Source organism: Marinilabilia rubra (genome assembly GCF_003121985.1).
Taxonomy (GTDB): Bacteria; Bacteroidota; Bacteroidia; order Bacteroidales; family Marinilabiliaceae; genus Marinilabilia; species Marinilabilia rubra.
On record NZ_QEWP01000004.1, the window covers coordinates 188928 to 205114 of the forward strand.

Here is a 16187-nt window from a genome sequence, read left to right on the forward strand (position 1 = left end):
AAAGGGTTTGCTATCCCCCTGGAACATAACTAACATGAAAAGAACCATTTTGATTAATCAACTCCCATAAAATTGCAAAAAAAAAGCGGCAATTGCCGCTTTTTTTGACCTAAGTATCATTTTACTTGGCATAATTAATAGCCCTTGTTTCTCTGATTACCGTTATTTTGACCTGCCCCGGGTAGGTCATTTCCGTTTGAATTTTTTGGGCGATATCAGAAGAAAGCTGATCAGCCTCATGATCACTAACTTTCTCGCTTCCAACAATAACTCTAAGTTCACGGCCTGCCTGAATGGCGTAAGTCTTCAAGACTCCGGGATATGATAATGCCAATGTTTCAAGATCCTTCAGACGTTTAATATAAGCTTCAACAACTTCTCTCCGTGCTCCCGGACGAGCTCCCGAAATGGCATCACATACCTGAATAACCGGTGATATCATGCTGGTCATTTCAACTTCATCATGGTGAGCTCCAATAGCATTACAAATATCGGGCTTTTCTTTGTATTTTTCCGCGAGTTTCATTCCCAAAATAGCGTGTGGCAAATCAGGATCTTCGTCACTCACTTTTCCTATATCATGCAACAGGCCGGCTCGCTTGGCGCGTTTGGCGTTAAGCCCAAGCTCTGAAGCCATTATTGCGCACAGATTGGCTGTTTCCCGGCTGTGCTGAAGCAAGTTCTGACCATATGAAGAGCGGTACTTCATTTTACCTATCAACTTAATCAGTTCGGGGTGTAAACCATGAACTCCAAGGTCAATAGCAGTACGCTTTCCATTCTCAATCATTTCCTCTTCAACTTGCTTACGTACCTTATTCACAACCTCTTCAATTCGCGCTGGGTGAATACGCCCGTCAGTGACCAGCTGGTGAAGTGCCAAACGAGCTACCTCTCTGCGCATGGGATCAAATCCGGACAAAACAATTGCTTCCGGCGTATCATCAACAATGATTTCTACACCTGTAGCAGCCTCCAATGCCCTGATATTACGCCCTTCACGACCAATAATACGACCCTTGATCTCATCAGAATCGATATGGAATATGGTCACTGAATTTTCAATGGCAGTTTCAGTAGCCGTACGCTGAATAGTCTGAAGAACAATACGTTTTGACTCTTTATTGGCATTGATGCGAGCTTCATCCATAATGTCATTGATGTATGACATTGCCTCGGTCTTGGCTTCCGCTTTAAGCGATTCCACCAACATTTCCCTGGCTTCCTCGGCTGACATCCCCGAAATAGCTTCTAATTGTTCAACCTGCCTCTTATGCGTGCGATCCAGATCTTCACTCTTTTTCTCAACCAACTCCAACTGCTGATCAAGATTCTCCCGAATGGCTTCATTTTCCTTTCTCTTTCTCTGGAATTCCTCCATTTTCTGGGAAAAGGCAGATTCTTTTTGCTTCAGTTTATTCTCTGCAGCAACAATTTTAGAATTTCGGGCATTTATTTCCTTTTCGTGCTCAGCTTTGAGCTGTAAAAATTTTTCCTTAGCCTGAAGTATCTTATCCTTCTTGATAACTTCAGCCTCTGCTTCAGCTTCACTGATTATTTTCCTTGAACGGGAACCAAGTGCTTTGTGTATAAGCACCCAGGCTGCTCCGCCACCAGCGAGAAAAGCAACAATTGCTATTACTATCTCCATTATTTCCATCACTTCATATTTAACAAATGGTACAAAAAAACCGCAACCTCGTCCTGAATCATTAGACACCTTATTGCCAGGCAATAAAGTATTTTCAGGAAAAAGTGCGGGCAACTTTAATATATAAAATTGTTTACTCTTCGGTCAGGATTGCTTCTAATTTATCGTTTAAGTCCTTTACGGCATCTACAATAGGCGAATAATCATGTTTGTTTTCAAGGTCCAACATCTTAATAACATACTGCAAAGAAGCCATAGCCAAAAAGTCCTGAACATCTTTGTCGTGATACCGCTGTTTATACTGTAAAACTTTCTCATTAATCAGACGTGCAGCCTTCCTGATTTTTTCTTCATCATCCCTGTCAACACGCAGCGGATAATACCGGTCTGCCACATTTACTCTTATGGAAAGCTTGTCATCCATTTAATGTACTTAACGATTTAATAGCGCAATGCACTTATCTATTTCCCGCACAATCTGATTGATCCTTGTTTTGGTTTGCTGAACATCTTCGGGGCCACTCTCCAGAACTTTTGCTATTTTAGTGTGCCCCAGTTGCTGCTCAATTTCGGCCTTTGAATTAACCGCCTCCTTCAACTGACTGGTAAGTTGCGATACTTCATTTTTAAGCATCTCGTTTTCCCGTTTTGTATTACGGTACAACTCAACCAATCGATCAACCCGATTACTTAATTCAACAACCAACTCTTTGTTTGGATCAACCATTGCTCAATTGTTCTTTAGTAACAATTAGCTTAATTAATTCATTAAATATCAAGAAAAAAAGATATATAAATACATATAATCAAGCCCCTTATTACTCCCACTTAAACCTTTTCTTTAATATTATTTTCTTTCGGTTTTATGGATAATTCATTACAAAATTAACATTGTTTCAATATTACCCAAAATCCAAGAGGAAAAAATGTTTAATTATATAAATAAAATAAGGGCGAAGCGGCATTTTCACTAAATGCCACTCCGCCCCCTCAAATATATTGAATAATAATTTTTCTAATAACCAACCGAGAATTGAACGCCGGCTTTTATCCATCTGCCCGGTCTCTCGAGTTCTCCCATATCGTAATACTTCTTGTCAAACAAATTGGTGGCTTCTGCAAAGACCCTCCATGAATGGCTATGCCAGGTTATTCTCAAATCGGTAAGCCAAACTGGTTTGTATTCTATCAAAGCATCGTCTGATGACCTGGTAAACGAACCTACGCGATCCTGAAAAAGAAAATTCCAGCGAGCGGAGATATTTTTTACAATATCGTGCTGAACCCCTAAATTAAATTTATGCTTTAGGTGATTTAGAACATAAACTGATTCATAGCCTTCTTCGGGATTTTTATCCTGATCCAGCCAGGCATAATTCAAGTCTAATTTTTCAATTAAAGGCACTCCAAGTTTCTTAGGAAAGACAGTTGTACTCACTTCAATACCATAAGCATTAATTTCATTTACATTTGAAGTAGTATATTCCTCTTCTCCGGTTTGGCGCCCCCAGTCAATTAAGTTTTCTCCTTTCCGGTAAAAACCATTAATATGACCTGAAACAACTTTGCTTACATACTTGACTCCCGACTCGATCGTTGAGGCCTCCTCAGGTTCAAGATCCGGATTTCCTACATTAGTGGGACCATCATAAAACAAATCGGTAAATGTTGGCATTCTCAATGACTGATTATAACTTGCCATCCATTTTAAGCGTGGTGAAATCCAATAACTCACATCTACCCCGGGAAACCAATTTAAATGATAATCCAGCCCTGAGTTAAAGTTAGCCATAACCCCTCCTGAAACTGAAAGATTGCCTATTTTAAGGTTATGCTCCAAAAACAAGGAGGTATTAGAGCGATGGTAGCTTTTAGTAAATTGCTTTCCAGATTCCCCCGGAACATCCAGTGGCTCATCCATATCGATTCCAATATTATTACTCCAAATATTTTCGGAACGCACTTCACCACCGACGGATGTCTTACCCAGTTTCCAGGGGATTGTTGCATTGATGTTTCCCCCAAACACATCAGTCATATGATAATTGTGGCCTCCATACCAGCCGGCAGCATTTTCACTGTTTCTGAACAGCTCAAATCTGTCGTGGTGACGACGCCAGTAAACATTAGGCTTTAATTGAATGGTTTTTCCGGTTTCGAAACCAAGAGAGGAAAAGAAGGTACGGGTTTGTTCAAATTGGTTGGGATAAGTGGCAGTATAGAAAGAATTGGCCCCAAAAGCTTTATTGGTATAACCAGTCTGGAAATTCAGGCTTTCGTGCTCCTTTATATAACGAAGCTGATAGAAGAGATTTAATACATCGAAGTCTGTATTATCTATGTAGCCATCGCTACCTCCCTTACTAGCTGAGAGATAACTGGTGGTTTTTCCAATGTTGTGATTTAGTGTGGCTCCAACATTATAAAGGCCATTCTCTCCAGCCATAGTATTTACCGACACTTTGTTGTTCTTTAAAGTTCCGGTAATAATATTGATGGCTCCGCTGAAAGCATTTGGACCATGCACCCTCGAAGCAGGGCCTTCAATAATTTCGATTCGATCAATGCTATTAAGATCTACAGGCAGGTTTAGGTTATGGTGACCAGTCTGAGGGTCGGTGATATTCACACCATTCAATAAAACCATTACCTGATCAAAAGATCCACCGCGCAAACTAAGATCTGCCTGAACGCCCAAAGGACCTCTCTCTCGCACATCGACATTCATCATGTACTTTAGCAGTCCCTGAACACTCTGAACCGGTAAAGCTTCTATCTCACTCCTGGGAACCACCGTAATCAAACGTCCCACCTCGGAATACAGCGAAGGTGCCCTGTGGGCTGTGACCTGCACTTCAGCAAGACGAATTTTGTTAGCAATAGAAGCTGTATCAGTTTGGGCAAAAGTGTTCATATACCCCAGACAGGTAAAATAAGCCAAGCCCAGCATGCCAATTTTCACATGGCGATGCAAAGTATTAAAAACAGAGTAATTTTGATGTTGCCAGCGTTTGAAGACCAGCGTTTTTGAGATTAAAAAATACTTTTTAATGTTCATGATTAAAAATATTAGATTAAAAAAACGCTGCAAAGATAAGGAATACAGGCCAACCTGACAGGTTGAAAAAGGTATTATTTCTCAACGAAGGAACAATAAAGCACAACCCGTTTTTGACCAATTAAGCATCACAAATAAAACCTCAAAACCCCCTAGCCTGATTAATTCATGAATATTCGTTAATGAGATGTTCAAATAACAAGAAATACAATCAACCGCAGATAAAATTGATGAAGGAAATAATGATTTATTATCAAATCAATTTTATTGAGTACGATTGTAGTTCGCAGGTAGTTGAGCATCGCAATAGTTTATTTATGAATTATTCAGGTTAGATATAAAAACAAAAACCCTCTCCGGAAAACCGAAGAGGGCTATATTGTTTCTCTCACTTAATGTGAGGACAGGAAATTACTTCTTAAAGTAGTCTTTCACCATATCGTTAGGTATCACATCTTCCTGGAAAGAGTATGAACCTGTCTTAGAGGACTTAACCATTTTAATAACTTTGGTATGTCCTTTTCCTGCACCTTTCTGTAACGATGCTACTGATTTCTTAGCCATGGTTCACTGTTTTTATTTGATTTCACGATGAACTGTATAACGCTTCAAAACAGGGTTATACTTTTTCAACTCTAGACGGTCCGGAGTATTTTTACGGTTTTTCAATGTAATATACCGTGAAGTTCCGGCCATTCCGCTGTCTTTATGTTCGGTACATTCTAAAATTACCTGAACGCGGTTTCCTTTGCTTTTCTTAGCCATAATTTACCCTCCGTTTTTAATATTTTGAAATATAACCATTTTTCCTGGCCGACTCCAGTGCTGCTTTAACACCGAGTTTATTAATCAGCCTAAGCCCTGAGGCAGAAACCTTCAGGCTAACCCAACGGTCCTCTTCGGGTAAATAAAACTTTTTATTGAAAAGGTTTGGATTGAATCTCCTTTTTGTCCTTCTCTTTGAGTGGGAAACGTTGTTTCCTACCTGAAAGCGTTTTCCTGTTATTTCACAAACTTTTGACATTGCTCAACCGTTTTTCTTCGATACGTTTTTCAAACAGAGCGCAAAATACGGCATTTTTCTTAAAACAAACAAACTTTTTCTCTTATATTTTACTCAAAAAAGCGCAAATGATCAAATAACATTCGAGAAAGGAAATAATGATCCCGGAACCAAAGCTTCACAAAACACCTTCTTTTATTCTTTGCATCAATTCAATAAGAGCTGTCTCCCCTGTCCTCACAATATTCCGTTCCCTGTCCTTCCCAAACCTAAAAACTTTACTCACTACTTTTTTCCCGGGTCCGGCCCAAGCCATCCAGACTGTGCCTACCGGCTTTTGTTCAGTTCCTCCCTCCGGTCCTGCAATGCCTGATGTGGCAATTGCATAATCTGAGCCTGTAGCCTTAAGAGCTCCAAGCGCCATTTGCTCTACTACAGGTTCACTCACAGCTCCAAATTCCTGAATATCCTCAGGTTTTACTCCCAATAGCTGTTGTTTCATTTTGTTTGAATAGGTAACTAAACTACCTTCAAAATACTTGGAAGATCCGGGGATAGATGTAATCAGATGAGCAAGATAACCTCCGGAACAACTTTCAGCCAGAGATATGCTCTTGCCCGTATTTTTAAAAAAAGAAGCAAAAACTTCAGAAGCAGAAAGATCTTCTTCTCCATAAATATTATTACCAATAATTGGTCTTAAAGCATCTACTGCTTTATCAATACCGGTTTTTATTAAATTCAGATCGTCCCCCCGACCTGAAAGGCGAAGTCTAATCCTACCCGGAGCCGGCAGATAAGCCAGTTTTATATGTTTAGGCAAGTTATCTTCCCAATGGCTAAGCATTTCAGCCAAAACGGCTTCAGGGATGTTATGTACAAGAACAGTTTTGTGAAAAATATGGCCAGGAGTATATTTGTCTTTCAAGCGGGGAATAATGCTTCCTGACATAGCTATTTTCATTTCGGAAGGTACACCGGGCATCGAAACCACCACACTGTCGTTATAATCAAACCACATAATAGGGGCTGTTCCTCGTGCATTCCGAATAACCTGGCACTTTTCCGGAACCATTGCCTGCTCGCGGTTAAGATCATTGATGTTTTTAACCCGCCCTCTAAGAAACTCCTGAATATCTTTAAAAACCTGATCATTGAACACCAAACGGGTATTAAAAAACTCACATAGCGTCTTTTTGGTAATATCATCACGGGTTGGGCCTAAGCCTCCCGTCATCAAAACAATTTTAGCCCTTTTGGCGGCGCTTATTAATGCTTCTTCTATCTCTTCTTTTTTATCGCTTACAGATGTTATCCGTTGAACATCAAAGCCGGCCAAGTTTAATTCCCGTCCCATCCATGCAGAATTCGTGTCAATCACCTGACCAATAAGAAGTTCATCACCTATTGTTATGATTTCTACCATCAGCTAGTCACTTTTTTTGAGTTTGCAAAGTGAAGTGTTATATATCTTTCACCTCAAAGTTTTTAAATTCCCTCCAATATTTACGCAAAGATAAGTTTTTAAATTTTGAACAACTGAATTAGTGTTTTTACAAGTCAAACAAATCAATAGACTGTTAGATTTTTAGATATTAGATTTAAGACCAATCATATAGTGCAAATAAACAGGGCTTAAAGCAATCATACATATAACTTCAAAAAGTTGACCTATAGATTTTCACAAATGCTCAACGGCAATACTCCGTTAAACTTTTATAAGACACTTGTAGTCAGTTATTTATATTTAAACGACTGTTTGTGCTATGGTGCAGATTTTCAATATCATACGATTCATCTTATATCTTATGTCTAAAAATCTAACGATCTATTGCAACGGAGTATTAACAAATTATTTAAGGCCATTTCAATCAGCAACTCTTTCTTGCTGCTTTCCTCACTTATTAAAAGTTATACAATTGCTCACGTTCGTTTTCATCTATGGTTTCAAAAAATTAAGCTAATTGGGGTGTAATAGTCCGTTAAACTTTTGCAATCAACTTTGAATCAATTGTTTATATATTAATGGTTTTTCAAGTTAACTCTCAGTTTATCAACTGGTTATGACTTATCTTAAATCTAATATCTATACATCTAACGATCTATTGGGGTGAAAACTCTCATAAAATATGTTTTTTACTTTTCTGCCGACTAAATACAAAGATTCTGAAAACGGACATGCACTTCATTAAAGAAATATTTCTGCATTTCTGTTAATATATGCAAAAAACAAGAAGGATCCTTGGTTCTAAAAACCATAATAAAAGTGGATTTTTGATGTTTAAAAGCAGATAAATACTGCAGTATTTCTTTAATTAAACAACTTCAGTAGAGCCAACATATTGATTTCATATTACATCCAATTATCTTTACATCTAAATACATTAGGTAGTTAATCTTTATTAAAGATTTTTTTCTCTAATTCCTGTGATCTACTTTTACACCCAAAATAAGAAATAATCACAAAAACAACCTGTCATGCAACGAGCCATTCAGTGGTGAGTTACATGTGACCAAAATTTTTATTCACATGAAGAAGTATTTGATCACAGTCAACGAGAAGCAGTACGAAGTAGATGTTGAAGAAGTAAAAACAACAACTTCAGGAGCATTTAAAAATCTGAAATCAGCTCCAAAAATGAAAACCGGAATAAGCCCGGATCAGATTAAATCATCAAAACCTAAGGCACCTGCTGCATCAGCAAATGGGCATAAAGTAACAGCGCCCATGCCAGGAAGTGTATTTAAGATGCTAGTATCCGAAGGAGATGAAGTTAAACAAGGTCAGACTTTGTTGGTTTTTGAAGCTATGAAAATGGAAAATGACCTTACTTCTCCGGCAGACGGGAAAGTTGTAGCAATAAATGTTGCTGAAGGAGATGCTATCGCTGCCGGCGATACATTGATTGTTGTAGAATAATTGAAAAAACGTACAATTTTATATGGGTAAAGTTGGAATTACAGAAACTATCCTCCGTGACGCGCATCAGTCGCTGATTGCCACGCGCATGAAGACGGAGGAGATGCTTCCGATAGTTGAAAAACTTGATGATATAGGTTACCACTCTCTTGAAGCATGGGGTGGAGCTACATTTGATTCTTGTATTCGTTTTCTTAATGAAGATCCATGGGAGCGTCTGCGCAAAATCAAAGATAAAGCAAAAAAGACCCCCTTGCAGATGCTGCTTCGCGGACAAAACCTGCTCGGATATAAGCATTATGCTGATGACGTTGTAGAATATTTTGTCCAGAAAGCAGTTGCAAACGGCATGGACATCATCCGCATTTTTGATGCCTTGAATGATCCACGTAACATGGAAACTGCTATTCAGGCGTGTATTAAAGAAGGTGGTCATGCTCAAGGATGTATCAGTTATACCACGAGTCCGGTGCACAATCTGGAAATGTTTGCCAACGACGCTAAGCGTTTGGAAGACATGGGTGCCAATTCAATATGCATCAAAGATATGGCTGGTCTTTTAAAGCCATTTGATGCTTATGAGTTGATTACTGCTATTAAAGAAAAAATAAAAATCCCGGTTCAGTTGCACACCCACTACACCAGTGGGGTTGCTTCAATGACTTATCTCAAAGCGATTGAAGCAGGTGTGGACGTTGTGGATACAGCCATTTCGCCAATGGCCGGAGGAACCTCTCAGCCTGCAACCGAGCCTTTAGTAGCATCATTGCAGGGAACCAAGCACGACACGGGTCTTGATCTGGTGAAGTTAAGTGAAATTGCGGCTTACTTCCGTCCTATGAAAGACAAGTGGCTGGAGTCAGGCCTGCTGAACCCCAAAATGATGGGTGTTGATGCCAATGCATTGATCTATCAGGTGCCGGGTGGTATGCTTTCCAATCTGGTATCTCAGCTTCAGCAGTCCAATGCCATGGACAAATATGAGGCTGTTTTGGAAGAAGTACCACGTGTACGTGAAGACTTTGGTTTTCCTCCACTTGTAACACCTTCGAGCCAAATTGTCGGAACCCAGGCGGTATTTAATGTATTGATGGGTGAACGTTACAAAATGGTTCCTAAAGAATCGAAAGGTGTAGTGAAGGGTGAATATGGAACGACCCCAGCGCCTATTTCTGAAGAGATTAGAAAGAAAATCCTTGGTGACGAAGAAGCCATTACTTGTCGCCCTGCTGATCTTATCGAGCCTGAATTGGACAAAATTCGGGAGGAAATCAAAGATCTCATTGAACAGGATGAAGATGTTCTCACCTATGCGCTTTTGCCTCAGGTTGCAAAGAAATTCTTCGAAATGCGCAAAAATGGAACTCTTGATGCTCCTGCAGAAGAAGAAAAACCTGCTGCCAAGGCACCACAAGAAGCAAATGCCGACAGCAATGGTGAAGAAGAGAATGAGGACGAGTTAGCGGCGGTTATTTCTGCAGCTATAGCTGCTGAGGCTGAGCCTGGCACACAGTATACCGTACGTGGTTTTCGACAGGTTGTTAGCCCGTGGGTATTGTCAGGTCGCCTGAACCGTTAAAACAACATCTCCTTATTGGTTTAAAGCAGCTGCGCCCGGTTTTGCCGGGCGCTTTTGTTTTTATTTATCAAATACAACACTGGATCAATATTTTACAATATATTCGTAATCAGATGTTTGATTACAGCAGTAAGCATTAAACTAATGGGCATTTGGGCATTTGACTTTCATTGTTTTTCTGCCGTAACACCATCACCTTTTTCCTTAAAACCTTTTACGATGAAAGCTTCCCGCTTTTTATTTTTCCGGCTGCTCCAGTCCTGCCTGCTCTTCTTGCTCATCAGCGTCCTCATCCAGAATGGGTGACGGAGGTTTTTGCGGCCCTTCTTTCCTGAAAACTACAGACACCACTACTCCTGCTAATGCCCCCCATAGATGAGCTTCCCAGGAATATTCAACAAGCCACTCGACAGGGAAAAGCCCCCAGAACAATCCGCCATAAAGAAATACCACCAACATGGAAAGCGCAATTAGAGGAACATAGTTCCGAATAATGCCGCTTAAAAATAGAAAAGCAGCCATCCCATACACCAAACCACTGGCTCCTACATGCCAGGCATCACGTGCGCCGAACCAAAGCCAAATGCCGGCAAGAACATAAATCCAGATAAAAACTTTTAAAGCAATATCCCGATATACGTAAAACAGCACCGAGGTGAGAATCAAGAAAGGTCCGGCATTAGCTCCCAAATGCTCCCAATCGGAATGTATAAATGGAGAAGAAAGAATTCCGGGTAACCCTTCCAATGAGAGTGGTTTTACACCAAGAAAAAACCAGTGCACATCCTCCAGTTCCTGAATCAGATGAACTGAAAACATGAGCAAAAGAATAAACATTGGAAATACCGCACTGTAAAATATCCTTTTTCGCTCTGTTTTCAGATCTGAATCCATAGAAATTTAGCTTTTGCATATTGATATAACTGGTTACTTTATTGATAAACCAACCATAAGGAACTAAACTAATCTTTTTATTGCCTCAACAAAACTGTTTATCTCCTCTTCTGTTGTATCGAACGAAGTCATCCACCGAACTTCATGACGGGATTCGTCCCACATATAAAAGAAGTACGACTCCTGAAGTGGCTCAATAATATGTGGCGGTAAAATTGCAAAGACACCATTGGCCTCCACCTTTTGGGTGATTTTGATTCTTTTAACAGGCTCAAGCTTTTCAGCAAGCAGGGCTGCCATTTTATTGGCATGATGCGCATTTCTATACCACAAATCATCTGACAAAAAGGTTACGAATTGAGCCGCAATGAAACGCATTTTGGAATGCAGCTGGGTAGTCTGCTTACGAATGTATTTAGCATTAGCTCCTAAATCAGGGTTCAAAAACACAACTGCTTCACCAAACATCAGTCCGTTTTTGGTACCTCCAAACGAAAGAACATCCACTCCAACATCCGTGGTCATTTCTTTAAAACTGCATCCCAATGCAGCAGCAGCGTTTGAAATACGGGCTCCGTCCATGTGCAGATACAAGCCCCGGGAATGGACAAAATCTGCTATTTTTTTTAACTCTTCCAACGAATAGAGAGTACCCATCTCTGTAACCTGCGTTATTGAAACCACTCCGGGCTGTGAGTGATGCTCAAAGCCAAAACCATGCAAATGTTGCTGAATGAGCTCCGGTTTTAACTTTCCATCAGGTGTATCCACGGTCAACATTTTACATCCTGTATGCTTTTCGGGAGCACCACATTCATCCACATTGATATGGGCCGTTTGAGCGGCAATAACAGCATTAAAAGGGTTAGCCATAGCCTGGAGTGCAATGACATTTGCCCCTGTCCCATTATAAACAAAAAAAACTCTGGCCCCGGGACCAAAAGTTTTCTGAAAAAGTTGTTCGGCTTTGGCGGTGAGTTCGTCACCGCCATAACCGACTGCATGTTCTTTATTGGCTTTAATTACAGATTCCATTACATCAGGATGCACTCCCGAGTTATTGTCACTTGCAAATCCCTTCATTAATAATACGGTTTATTTATTTTTTTCGGTTATCCTCTTCGTGCGTGGAAAACCAGCAATGGAGTTGTTGAGTGGAACAACATCTTTTTTCCTATACTTGGATTAAACATCCGGGAAAAGATATTCCTCCTATGTGTGGTAAGACTGATTATATCAATCTGCCGGCTCCTCACATAACTTTCCATTCCAACCCAGAAATCTTCATTTTTCACAAGGTCAAAATCAATTTGGGTGTTTGGGAACCTCTCTGCCACATATTTCTGGAGACCTTCCATTTTCAACTGATCCCATTTTTCTGAAGTTTTCTCACATACATGAGCAAAGGTAATGGAAACATCTAAAGGTTTAACTATTTTTTCCAATTTATCAAGAGCCACGAAGTCAGACTCCTCAAAATTAGTTGCGTAAAGCACTTTCTTCATCTTGTCAATGCCTTTATATTTAAAGTCCTCCGGAACTGCAAGAACCGGGACATGGGCCCCTTCCATCACTTCAGCAGTAACACTTCCGATCAGGTCGGATGCCTTACGGTCTTTACCTCGGGTGCCCATAATTATAACCGTCGGTTTATACTCATCGCTAAAGCGAATTATTTCATCTTCTGCAACTCCCCTAAGTAACTTGGTCTTTATGGGGATACTTTCCAACCCTTTTGTCTTTTTACGCGCTTTTAAGTGGCCGACAAAAGCATTCATGTCTTCCTTTGCTTTCTCTTCAAGGTCAATCAGCATTTCATCAATACTGGTATCATAAACGTAAGCTTCTGCAAATGGCAGGGTATTGATGACCGGATTGTAAAAAACATGCATAACAGTTATCTCTGCATCAAGCAATTCAGCCCAATCCATAGCCATTTCAGCTGCCTTGGATGAATAGTCACTGAAGTCAACCGGCAACAGAATACGGGATTTGGCAGGACGACCTCGTTTCTTCTCTTCAGCTTTCATCAGCTCAGGCTTTTCAACGTCCTCCATTATTTTTACAGCTTTTTCAAGGTCTGATTCCCGGATTCTGATTTTCACACCTTCTGCAACAGCTCCTTGAATGAGATTCAGATTCTCAAGAAAACACTCAATGTTTTCGGCTTCTAATATTGAACGAATGATTTCAGCGTGCTCATAAGTTCTGGTGGCAAGTGTTATAATTTTTTGTTCAGCCATAACATTATCGTTTTGATTTGTTTCTGTTATTAATTTAAAAAACAAACACGACAAAATCAAGGATACAAGCCATAGAAAACTTTCGGAAGGGAAATCTCCCAATACTAAAAAGAAATAAGATAATCATTGGTTTCCGTTAAAAATAGTTCTCTATACTGTCAATTGACTGAATGTTAAGTTTTTTAATAAGAGTAACTCAAGTGGGAGCTTGCATTTCGCATTAAGAAAATCTCCTCAAATAAATCAAACTGTTTTCCATATAGAAATCCGGACTGTTTGATCCCGATAATAGTTTTTGGTGGTTGTTGAATAACAAAAATCTTACAAAACTTAAATCGGCATTATTTAAGCGACGGCATTTTTTGTTTCCTTTTTTTTGCCATAGAATTGGAGCGAAGCGGAAATCGTGATTACCTCTAAAAGTAAGCCTGATAATGAACAAAAAAGGAAAAGCCAGCGCAGCCTGTCCCGATTCTTCTGGAGCTTGAGCGCAAAAAAGAAAATACTATTGTTTTACCGGACAATAGTGTAAATTAATTAATTCCCGATTTATAAGAAGCTAAGTTGTGGTACTTCCCTTTTTCCAAAGGAGCAAATAAAAAGGGGTACAATCTTCAGGCAGAGTCAAAACGTGACACATCAAATACTCCCCTGATATTCTTAATCTTCTTCATAAGCCTATTGAGCAATTGCTTATTATTCACAAATACCGAAAGTGTTCCTTCAAACATACCATTAAAGGAATCTACATTAATCGATCGCATTTTGAGCCCCATATCTTTTGAAACCACCTGGGAAATATTGGTAACAATGCCAATGTCATCCTCCCCTGTAACTTTGAGGGTCGCCAGATAAGAGCCCCCTGCTTCCCCTGACCATTTGGCGGGCACAATCCGATATCCGTATCTTTTGCGCATATCAGGGGCATTGGGACAAGATGTTCGGTGAATGCGAATTCCCCCACTGATAGAAACAAATCCAAAAATTTCGTCTCCAAAAATAGGATTACAACACTTTGCCAATTGAAAATTCACATTACTTAAATTCTTGTCAATCAACAGTACATCCTGCCCTATTTCTTCATCATCTTCAACCGGGGTCACAAAATTTTCAGCACTCTTTACAGCCTGCTGGTTTTCAAGACTCTCTTTTTCTCTCTCCCTTTCCCTGAATATAAAGTCTTTTACGGCAACAACATCCAGTTTATCTTCGGCAATATCACGGAAAAAATCATGTAAGGACTTATACTTAAAGTTTTTTACCAATTGTCCGATTAATTGGTCATTTAAGTCTAATTTCCAGTTTTTAAGCCTTCTGACCAGCAATTCACGGCCAATCTCAGCCTCTTTGTATTCAATATCGCGCAATGCCTGCTTTAGTTTGGTACGTGCCCTGGATGTAGATACCACGCTCAACCAATCCTGCTTAGGCTCTTGATTAGAAGATGTTTGTATTTCTACCTGATCACCATTGTGTAATTTATACTTGATCGAAACATTCTTCTGATTCACCCTTGCTCCCACACATTTCTTCCCAATTTCAGAATGAATATCAAAAGCAAAATCAAGCACAGTTGCCCCCTTGGGAAGCCTTCTTAAATCACCTTTTGGCGTAAAAACAAACACCTCCTCATCGTAAAGGTTTAGCTTGAAGTCATCAATAAAATCAACAGCATTAACCTCCGGGTTTTCAAGTATTTCACGAACATTTGTCAACCACTGGTCAAGCCCTTTTTCGCTTTTAATGCCTTTGTATCGCCAGTGTGCAGCCAATCCTTTTTCAGCAATCTCGTCCATGCGGCGGGTACGAATCTGCACCTCAATCCATTTATGATTGGGACCTAACACTGTGGTATGCAGAGACTCATACCCATTACTTTTGGGAACTGAGAGCCAATCGCGCAAACGGCTTGGATTAGGCTGGTATTTATCGGTCACAATAGAATAAACTTTCCAGCACTCTGCCTTTTCTTTTTTCAGGTCGGTATCGATAATGATTCGTATCGCGAAAAGATCATAAACCTGCTCAAAATCCACATTCTGTTTGAGCATCTTGTTGTAAATGGAATTTATGGTTTTCGTGCGCCCCTTAATTGTAAAATTCAATCCCTGTTCATTCAGCTCTTTCTCGAGCGGAGCAATAAATTCCTTTATGTATTTGTCTCTTGCCCTTTTGGTTTCGTTTAGTTTTTTAGCGATGAATTTGTACATATCCCGGTTGGTATATTTCATCACCAGGTCTTCCATCTCGGACTTTATAGAATACAAGCCCAGGCGGTGAGCCATAGGAGCATATAAGTATGCAACTTCGGACGATATGTTTTGCTGACTTTCTTCAGAGTAAAGGTCAAGTGTGCGCATAGTGCGCAGACGGTCAGCAACAATAATGAGGATTACCCTTACATCTTGTGCAAAAGTCAGTAATAATTTCCTGAAGTTTTCTGATCTTATTGAAGGATTTCGGTTGTACAAATCAGCAACCTTACCCAGTCCTTCCATAATCATCACTACGTGGTCGTCAAATTTCTCTCTGATTTCTGCAATTGAAATTTCCCCGTTACGCAACACATCATACAGTAAAGAACAAATAAGAGAAGTCCGACCAACTCCTATCTCTTCCACAACAATGCGGGCAATTTCAAGAGAATGTAACAGCGCAGGAGTTCCGGAAATGCGCCTGATATTCGTCCCTTTTTGCAAAGAAACTTCAATGGCTTCACGAATCATCTTTATATCGCCGGGTCTTGTGATTCCCTCCGAGGCTTTTAACAAAGCCTTATAACTGAGCAATATTTCTCTTTGTTCCTTTCTGGTTATTGGTTTATTCAGATCAGGCATAA

14 protein-coding genes are annotated in these 16187 nt (G+C 39.9%); 2 read left to right on the plus strand and 12 right to left on the minus strand.

The window, feature by feature from the left end:
- Positions 1–121: 121 nt before the first annotated feature.
- From rny to DDZ16_RS07130, 8 genes are all read right to left on the minus strand, one after another.
- Positions 122–1765: a ribonuclease Y gene (gene rny, locus DDZ16_RS07095; RefSeq protein ID WP_232526583.1), complete on the minus strand. Its 1644-nt coding sequence runs from the start codon at positions 1763–1765 to the stop codon at positions 122–124.
- Positions 1766–1784: 19 nt separating this feature from the next.
- On the minus strand, positions 1785–2075 hold the full coding sequence (locus DDZ16_RS07100) for a cell division protein ZapA (RefSeq protein ID WP_109263743.1): 291 nt from the start codon (positions 2073–2075) through the stop codon (positions 1785–1787).
- A gap of 9 nt (positions 2076–2084) precedes the next feature.
- Complete coding sequence (locus DDZ16_RS07105) at positions 2085–2378, minus strand: hypothetical protein (protein WP_109263744.1); 294 nt, start codon at positions 2376–2378, stop codon at positions 2085–2087.
- Between the two features lie 288 nt (positions 2379–2666).
- Complete coding sequence (locus DDZ16_RS07110; protein ID WP_109263745.1) at positions 2667–4709, minus strand: TonB-dependent receptor; 2043 nt, start codon at positions 4707–4709, stop codon at positions 2667–2669.
- 411 nt (positions 4710–5120) lie between these two features.
- Entirely contained in the window at positions 5121–5273 is a 153-nt protein-coding gene (locus tag DDZ16_RS07115; protein ID WP_109263746.1) for a DUF4295 domain-containing protein, read from the minus strand.
- Between the two features lie 12 nt (positions 5274–5285).
- Complete coding sequence (gene rpmG / locus DDZ16_RS07120; protein ID WP_109263747.1) at positions 5286–5474, minus strand: 50S ribosomal protein L33; 189 nt, start codon at positions 5472–5474, stop codon at positions 5286–5288.
- Positions 5475–5490: 16 nt separating this feature from the next.
- Positions 5491–5733, minus strand: coding sequence for a 50S ribosomal protein L28 (rpmB, locus tag DDZ16_RS07125; RefSeq protein WP_109263748.1), 243 nt, complete (start codon positions 5731–5733; stop codon positions 5491–5493).
- A gap of 157 nt (positions 5734–5890) precedes the next feature.
- The gene (locus DDZ16_RS07130) at positions 5891–7138 is read right to left on the minus strand and encodes a CinA family nicotinamide mononucleotide deamidase-related protein (protein WP_109263749.1); all 1248 of its coding nucleotides are present in this window, start codon (positions 7136–7138) and stop codon (positions 5891–5893) included.
- A gap of 1104 nt (positions 7139–8242) precedes the next feature.
- On the opposite strand from DDZ16_RS07130, the gene DDZ16_RS07135 reads away from it, so the two are divergent.
- A complete protein-coding gene (locus tag DDZ16_RS07135) occupies positions 8243–8632 on the plus strand; it encodes a biotin/lipoyl-containing protein (protein ID WP_109263750.1) in 390 nt (129 codons plus the stop codon).
- A 22-nt stretch (positions 8633–8654) separates the two neighbouring features.
- Positions 8655–10211, plus strand: a complete 1557-nt coding sequence (locus DDZ16_RS07140; protein ID WP_109263751.1) for an oxaloacetate decarboxylase subunit alpha — start codon at positions 8655–8657, stop codon at positions 10209–10211.
- Between the two features lie 237 nt (positions 10212–10448).
- On the opposite strand, the gene DDZ16_RS07145 is transcribed toward DDZ16_RS07140, so the two are convergent.
- The 4 genes from DDZ16_RS07145 to DDZ16_RS07160 all read right to left on the minus strand — a co-directional run bounded on the left by DDZ16_RS07145 (position 10449) and on the right by DDZ16_RS07160 (position 16185).
- A complete protein-coding gene (locus DDZ16_RS07145; RefSeq protein ID WP_109263752.1) occupies positions 10449–11105 on the minus strand; it encodes a rhomboid family intramembrane serine protease in 657 nt (218 codons plus the stop codon).
- 63 nt (positions 11106–11168) lie between these two features.
- Complete coding sequence (locus DDZ16_RS07150; RefSeq protein ID WP_109263753.1) at positions 11169–12188, minus strand: threonine aldolase family protein; 1020 nt, start codon at positions 12186–12188, stop codon at positions 11169–11171.
- Between the two features lie 29 nt (positions 12189–12217).
- Positions 12218–13348: a universal stress protein gene (locus DDZ16_RS07155; protein WP_109263754.1), complete on the minus strand. Its 1131-nt coding sequence runs from the start codon at positions 13346–13348 to the stop codon at positions 12218–12220.
- 614 nt (positions 13349–13962) lie between these two features.
- Positions 13963–16185, minus strand: a complete 2223-nt coding sequence (locus DDZ16_RS07160) for a RelA/SpoT family protein (protein WP_109263755.1) — start codon at positions 16183–16185, stop codon at positions 13963–13965.
- Positions 16186–16187 lie beyond the last annotated feature (2 nt).

Coding starts and splice junctions, on each gene's coding strand:
- DDZ16_RS07130 (WP_109263749.1), bottom strand. CDS start 7,138: ATGGTAGAAATCATAACAATAGGTGATGAACTTCTTATTGGTCAGGTG.
- DDZ16_RS07135 (WP_109263750.1), top strand. CDS start 8,243: ATGAAGAAGTATTTGATCACAGTCAACGAGAAGCAGTACGAAGTAGAT.
- DDZ16_RS07110 (WP_109263745.1), bottom strand. CDS start 4,709: ATGAACATTAAAAAGTATTTTTTAATCTCAAAAACGCTGGTCTTCAAA.
- DDZ16_RS07160 (WP_109263755.1), bottom strand. CDS start 16,185: ATGCCTGATCTGAATAAACCAATAACCAGAAAGGAACAAAGAGAAATA.
- rpmG (WP_109263747.1), bottom strand. CDS start 5,474: ATGGCTAAGAAAAGCAAAGGAAACCGCGTTCAGGTAATTTTAGAATGT.
- DDZ16_RS07100 (WP_109263743.1), bottom strand. CDS start 2,075: ATGGATGACAAGCTTTCCATAAGAGTAAATGTGGCAGACCGGTATTAT.
- DDZ16_RS07105 (WP_109263744.1), bottom strand. CDS start 2,378: ATGGTTGATCCAAACAAAGAGTTGGTTGTTGAATTAAGTAATCGGGTT.
- DDZ16_RS07140 (WP_109263751.1), top strand. CDS start 8,655: ATGGGTAAAGTTGGAATTACAGAAACTATCCTCCGTGACGCGCATCAG.
- DDZ16_RS07145 (WP_109263752.1), bottom strand. CDS start 11,105: ATGGATTCAGATCTGAAAACAGAGCGAAAAAGGATATTTTACAGTGCG.
- DDZ16_RS07115 (WP_109263746.1), bottom strand. CDS start 5,273: ATGGCTAAGAAATCAGTAGCATCGTTACAGAAAGGTGCAGGAAAAGGA.
- rpmB (WP_109263748.1), bottom strand. CDS start 5,733: ATGTCAAAAGTTTGTGAAATAACAGGAAAACGCTTTCAGGTAGGAAAC.
- DDZ16_RS07150 (WP_109263753.1), bottom strand. CDS start 12,188: ATGAAGGGATTTGCAAGTGACAATAACTCGGGAGTGCATCCTGATGTA.
- DDZ16_RS07155 (WP_109263754.1), bottom strand. CDS start 13,348: ATGGCTGAACAAAAAATTATAACACTTGCCACCAGAACTTATGAGCAC.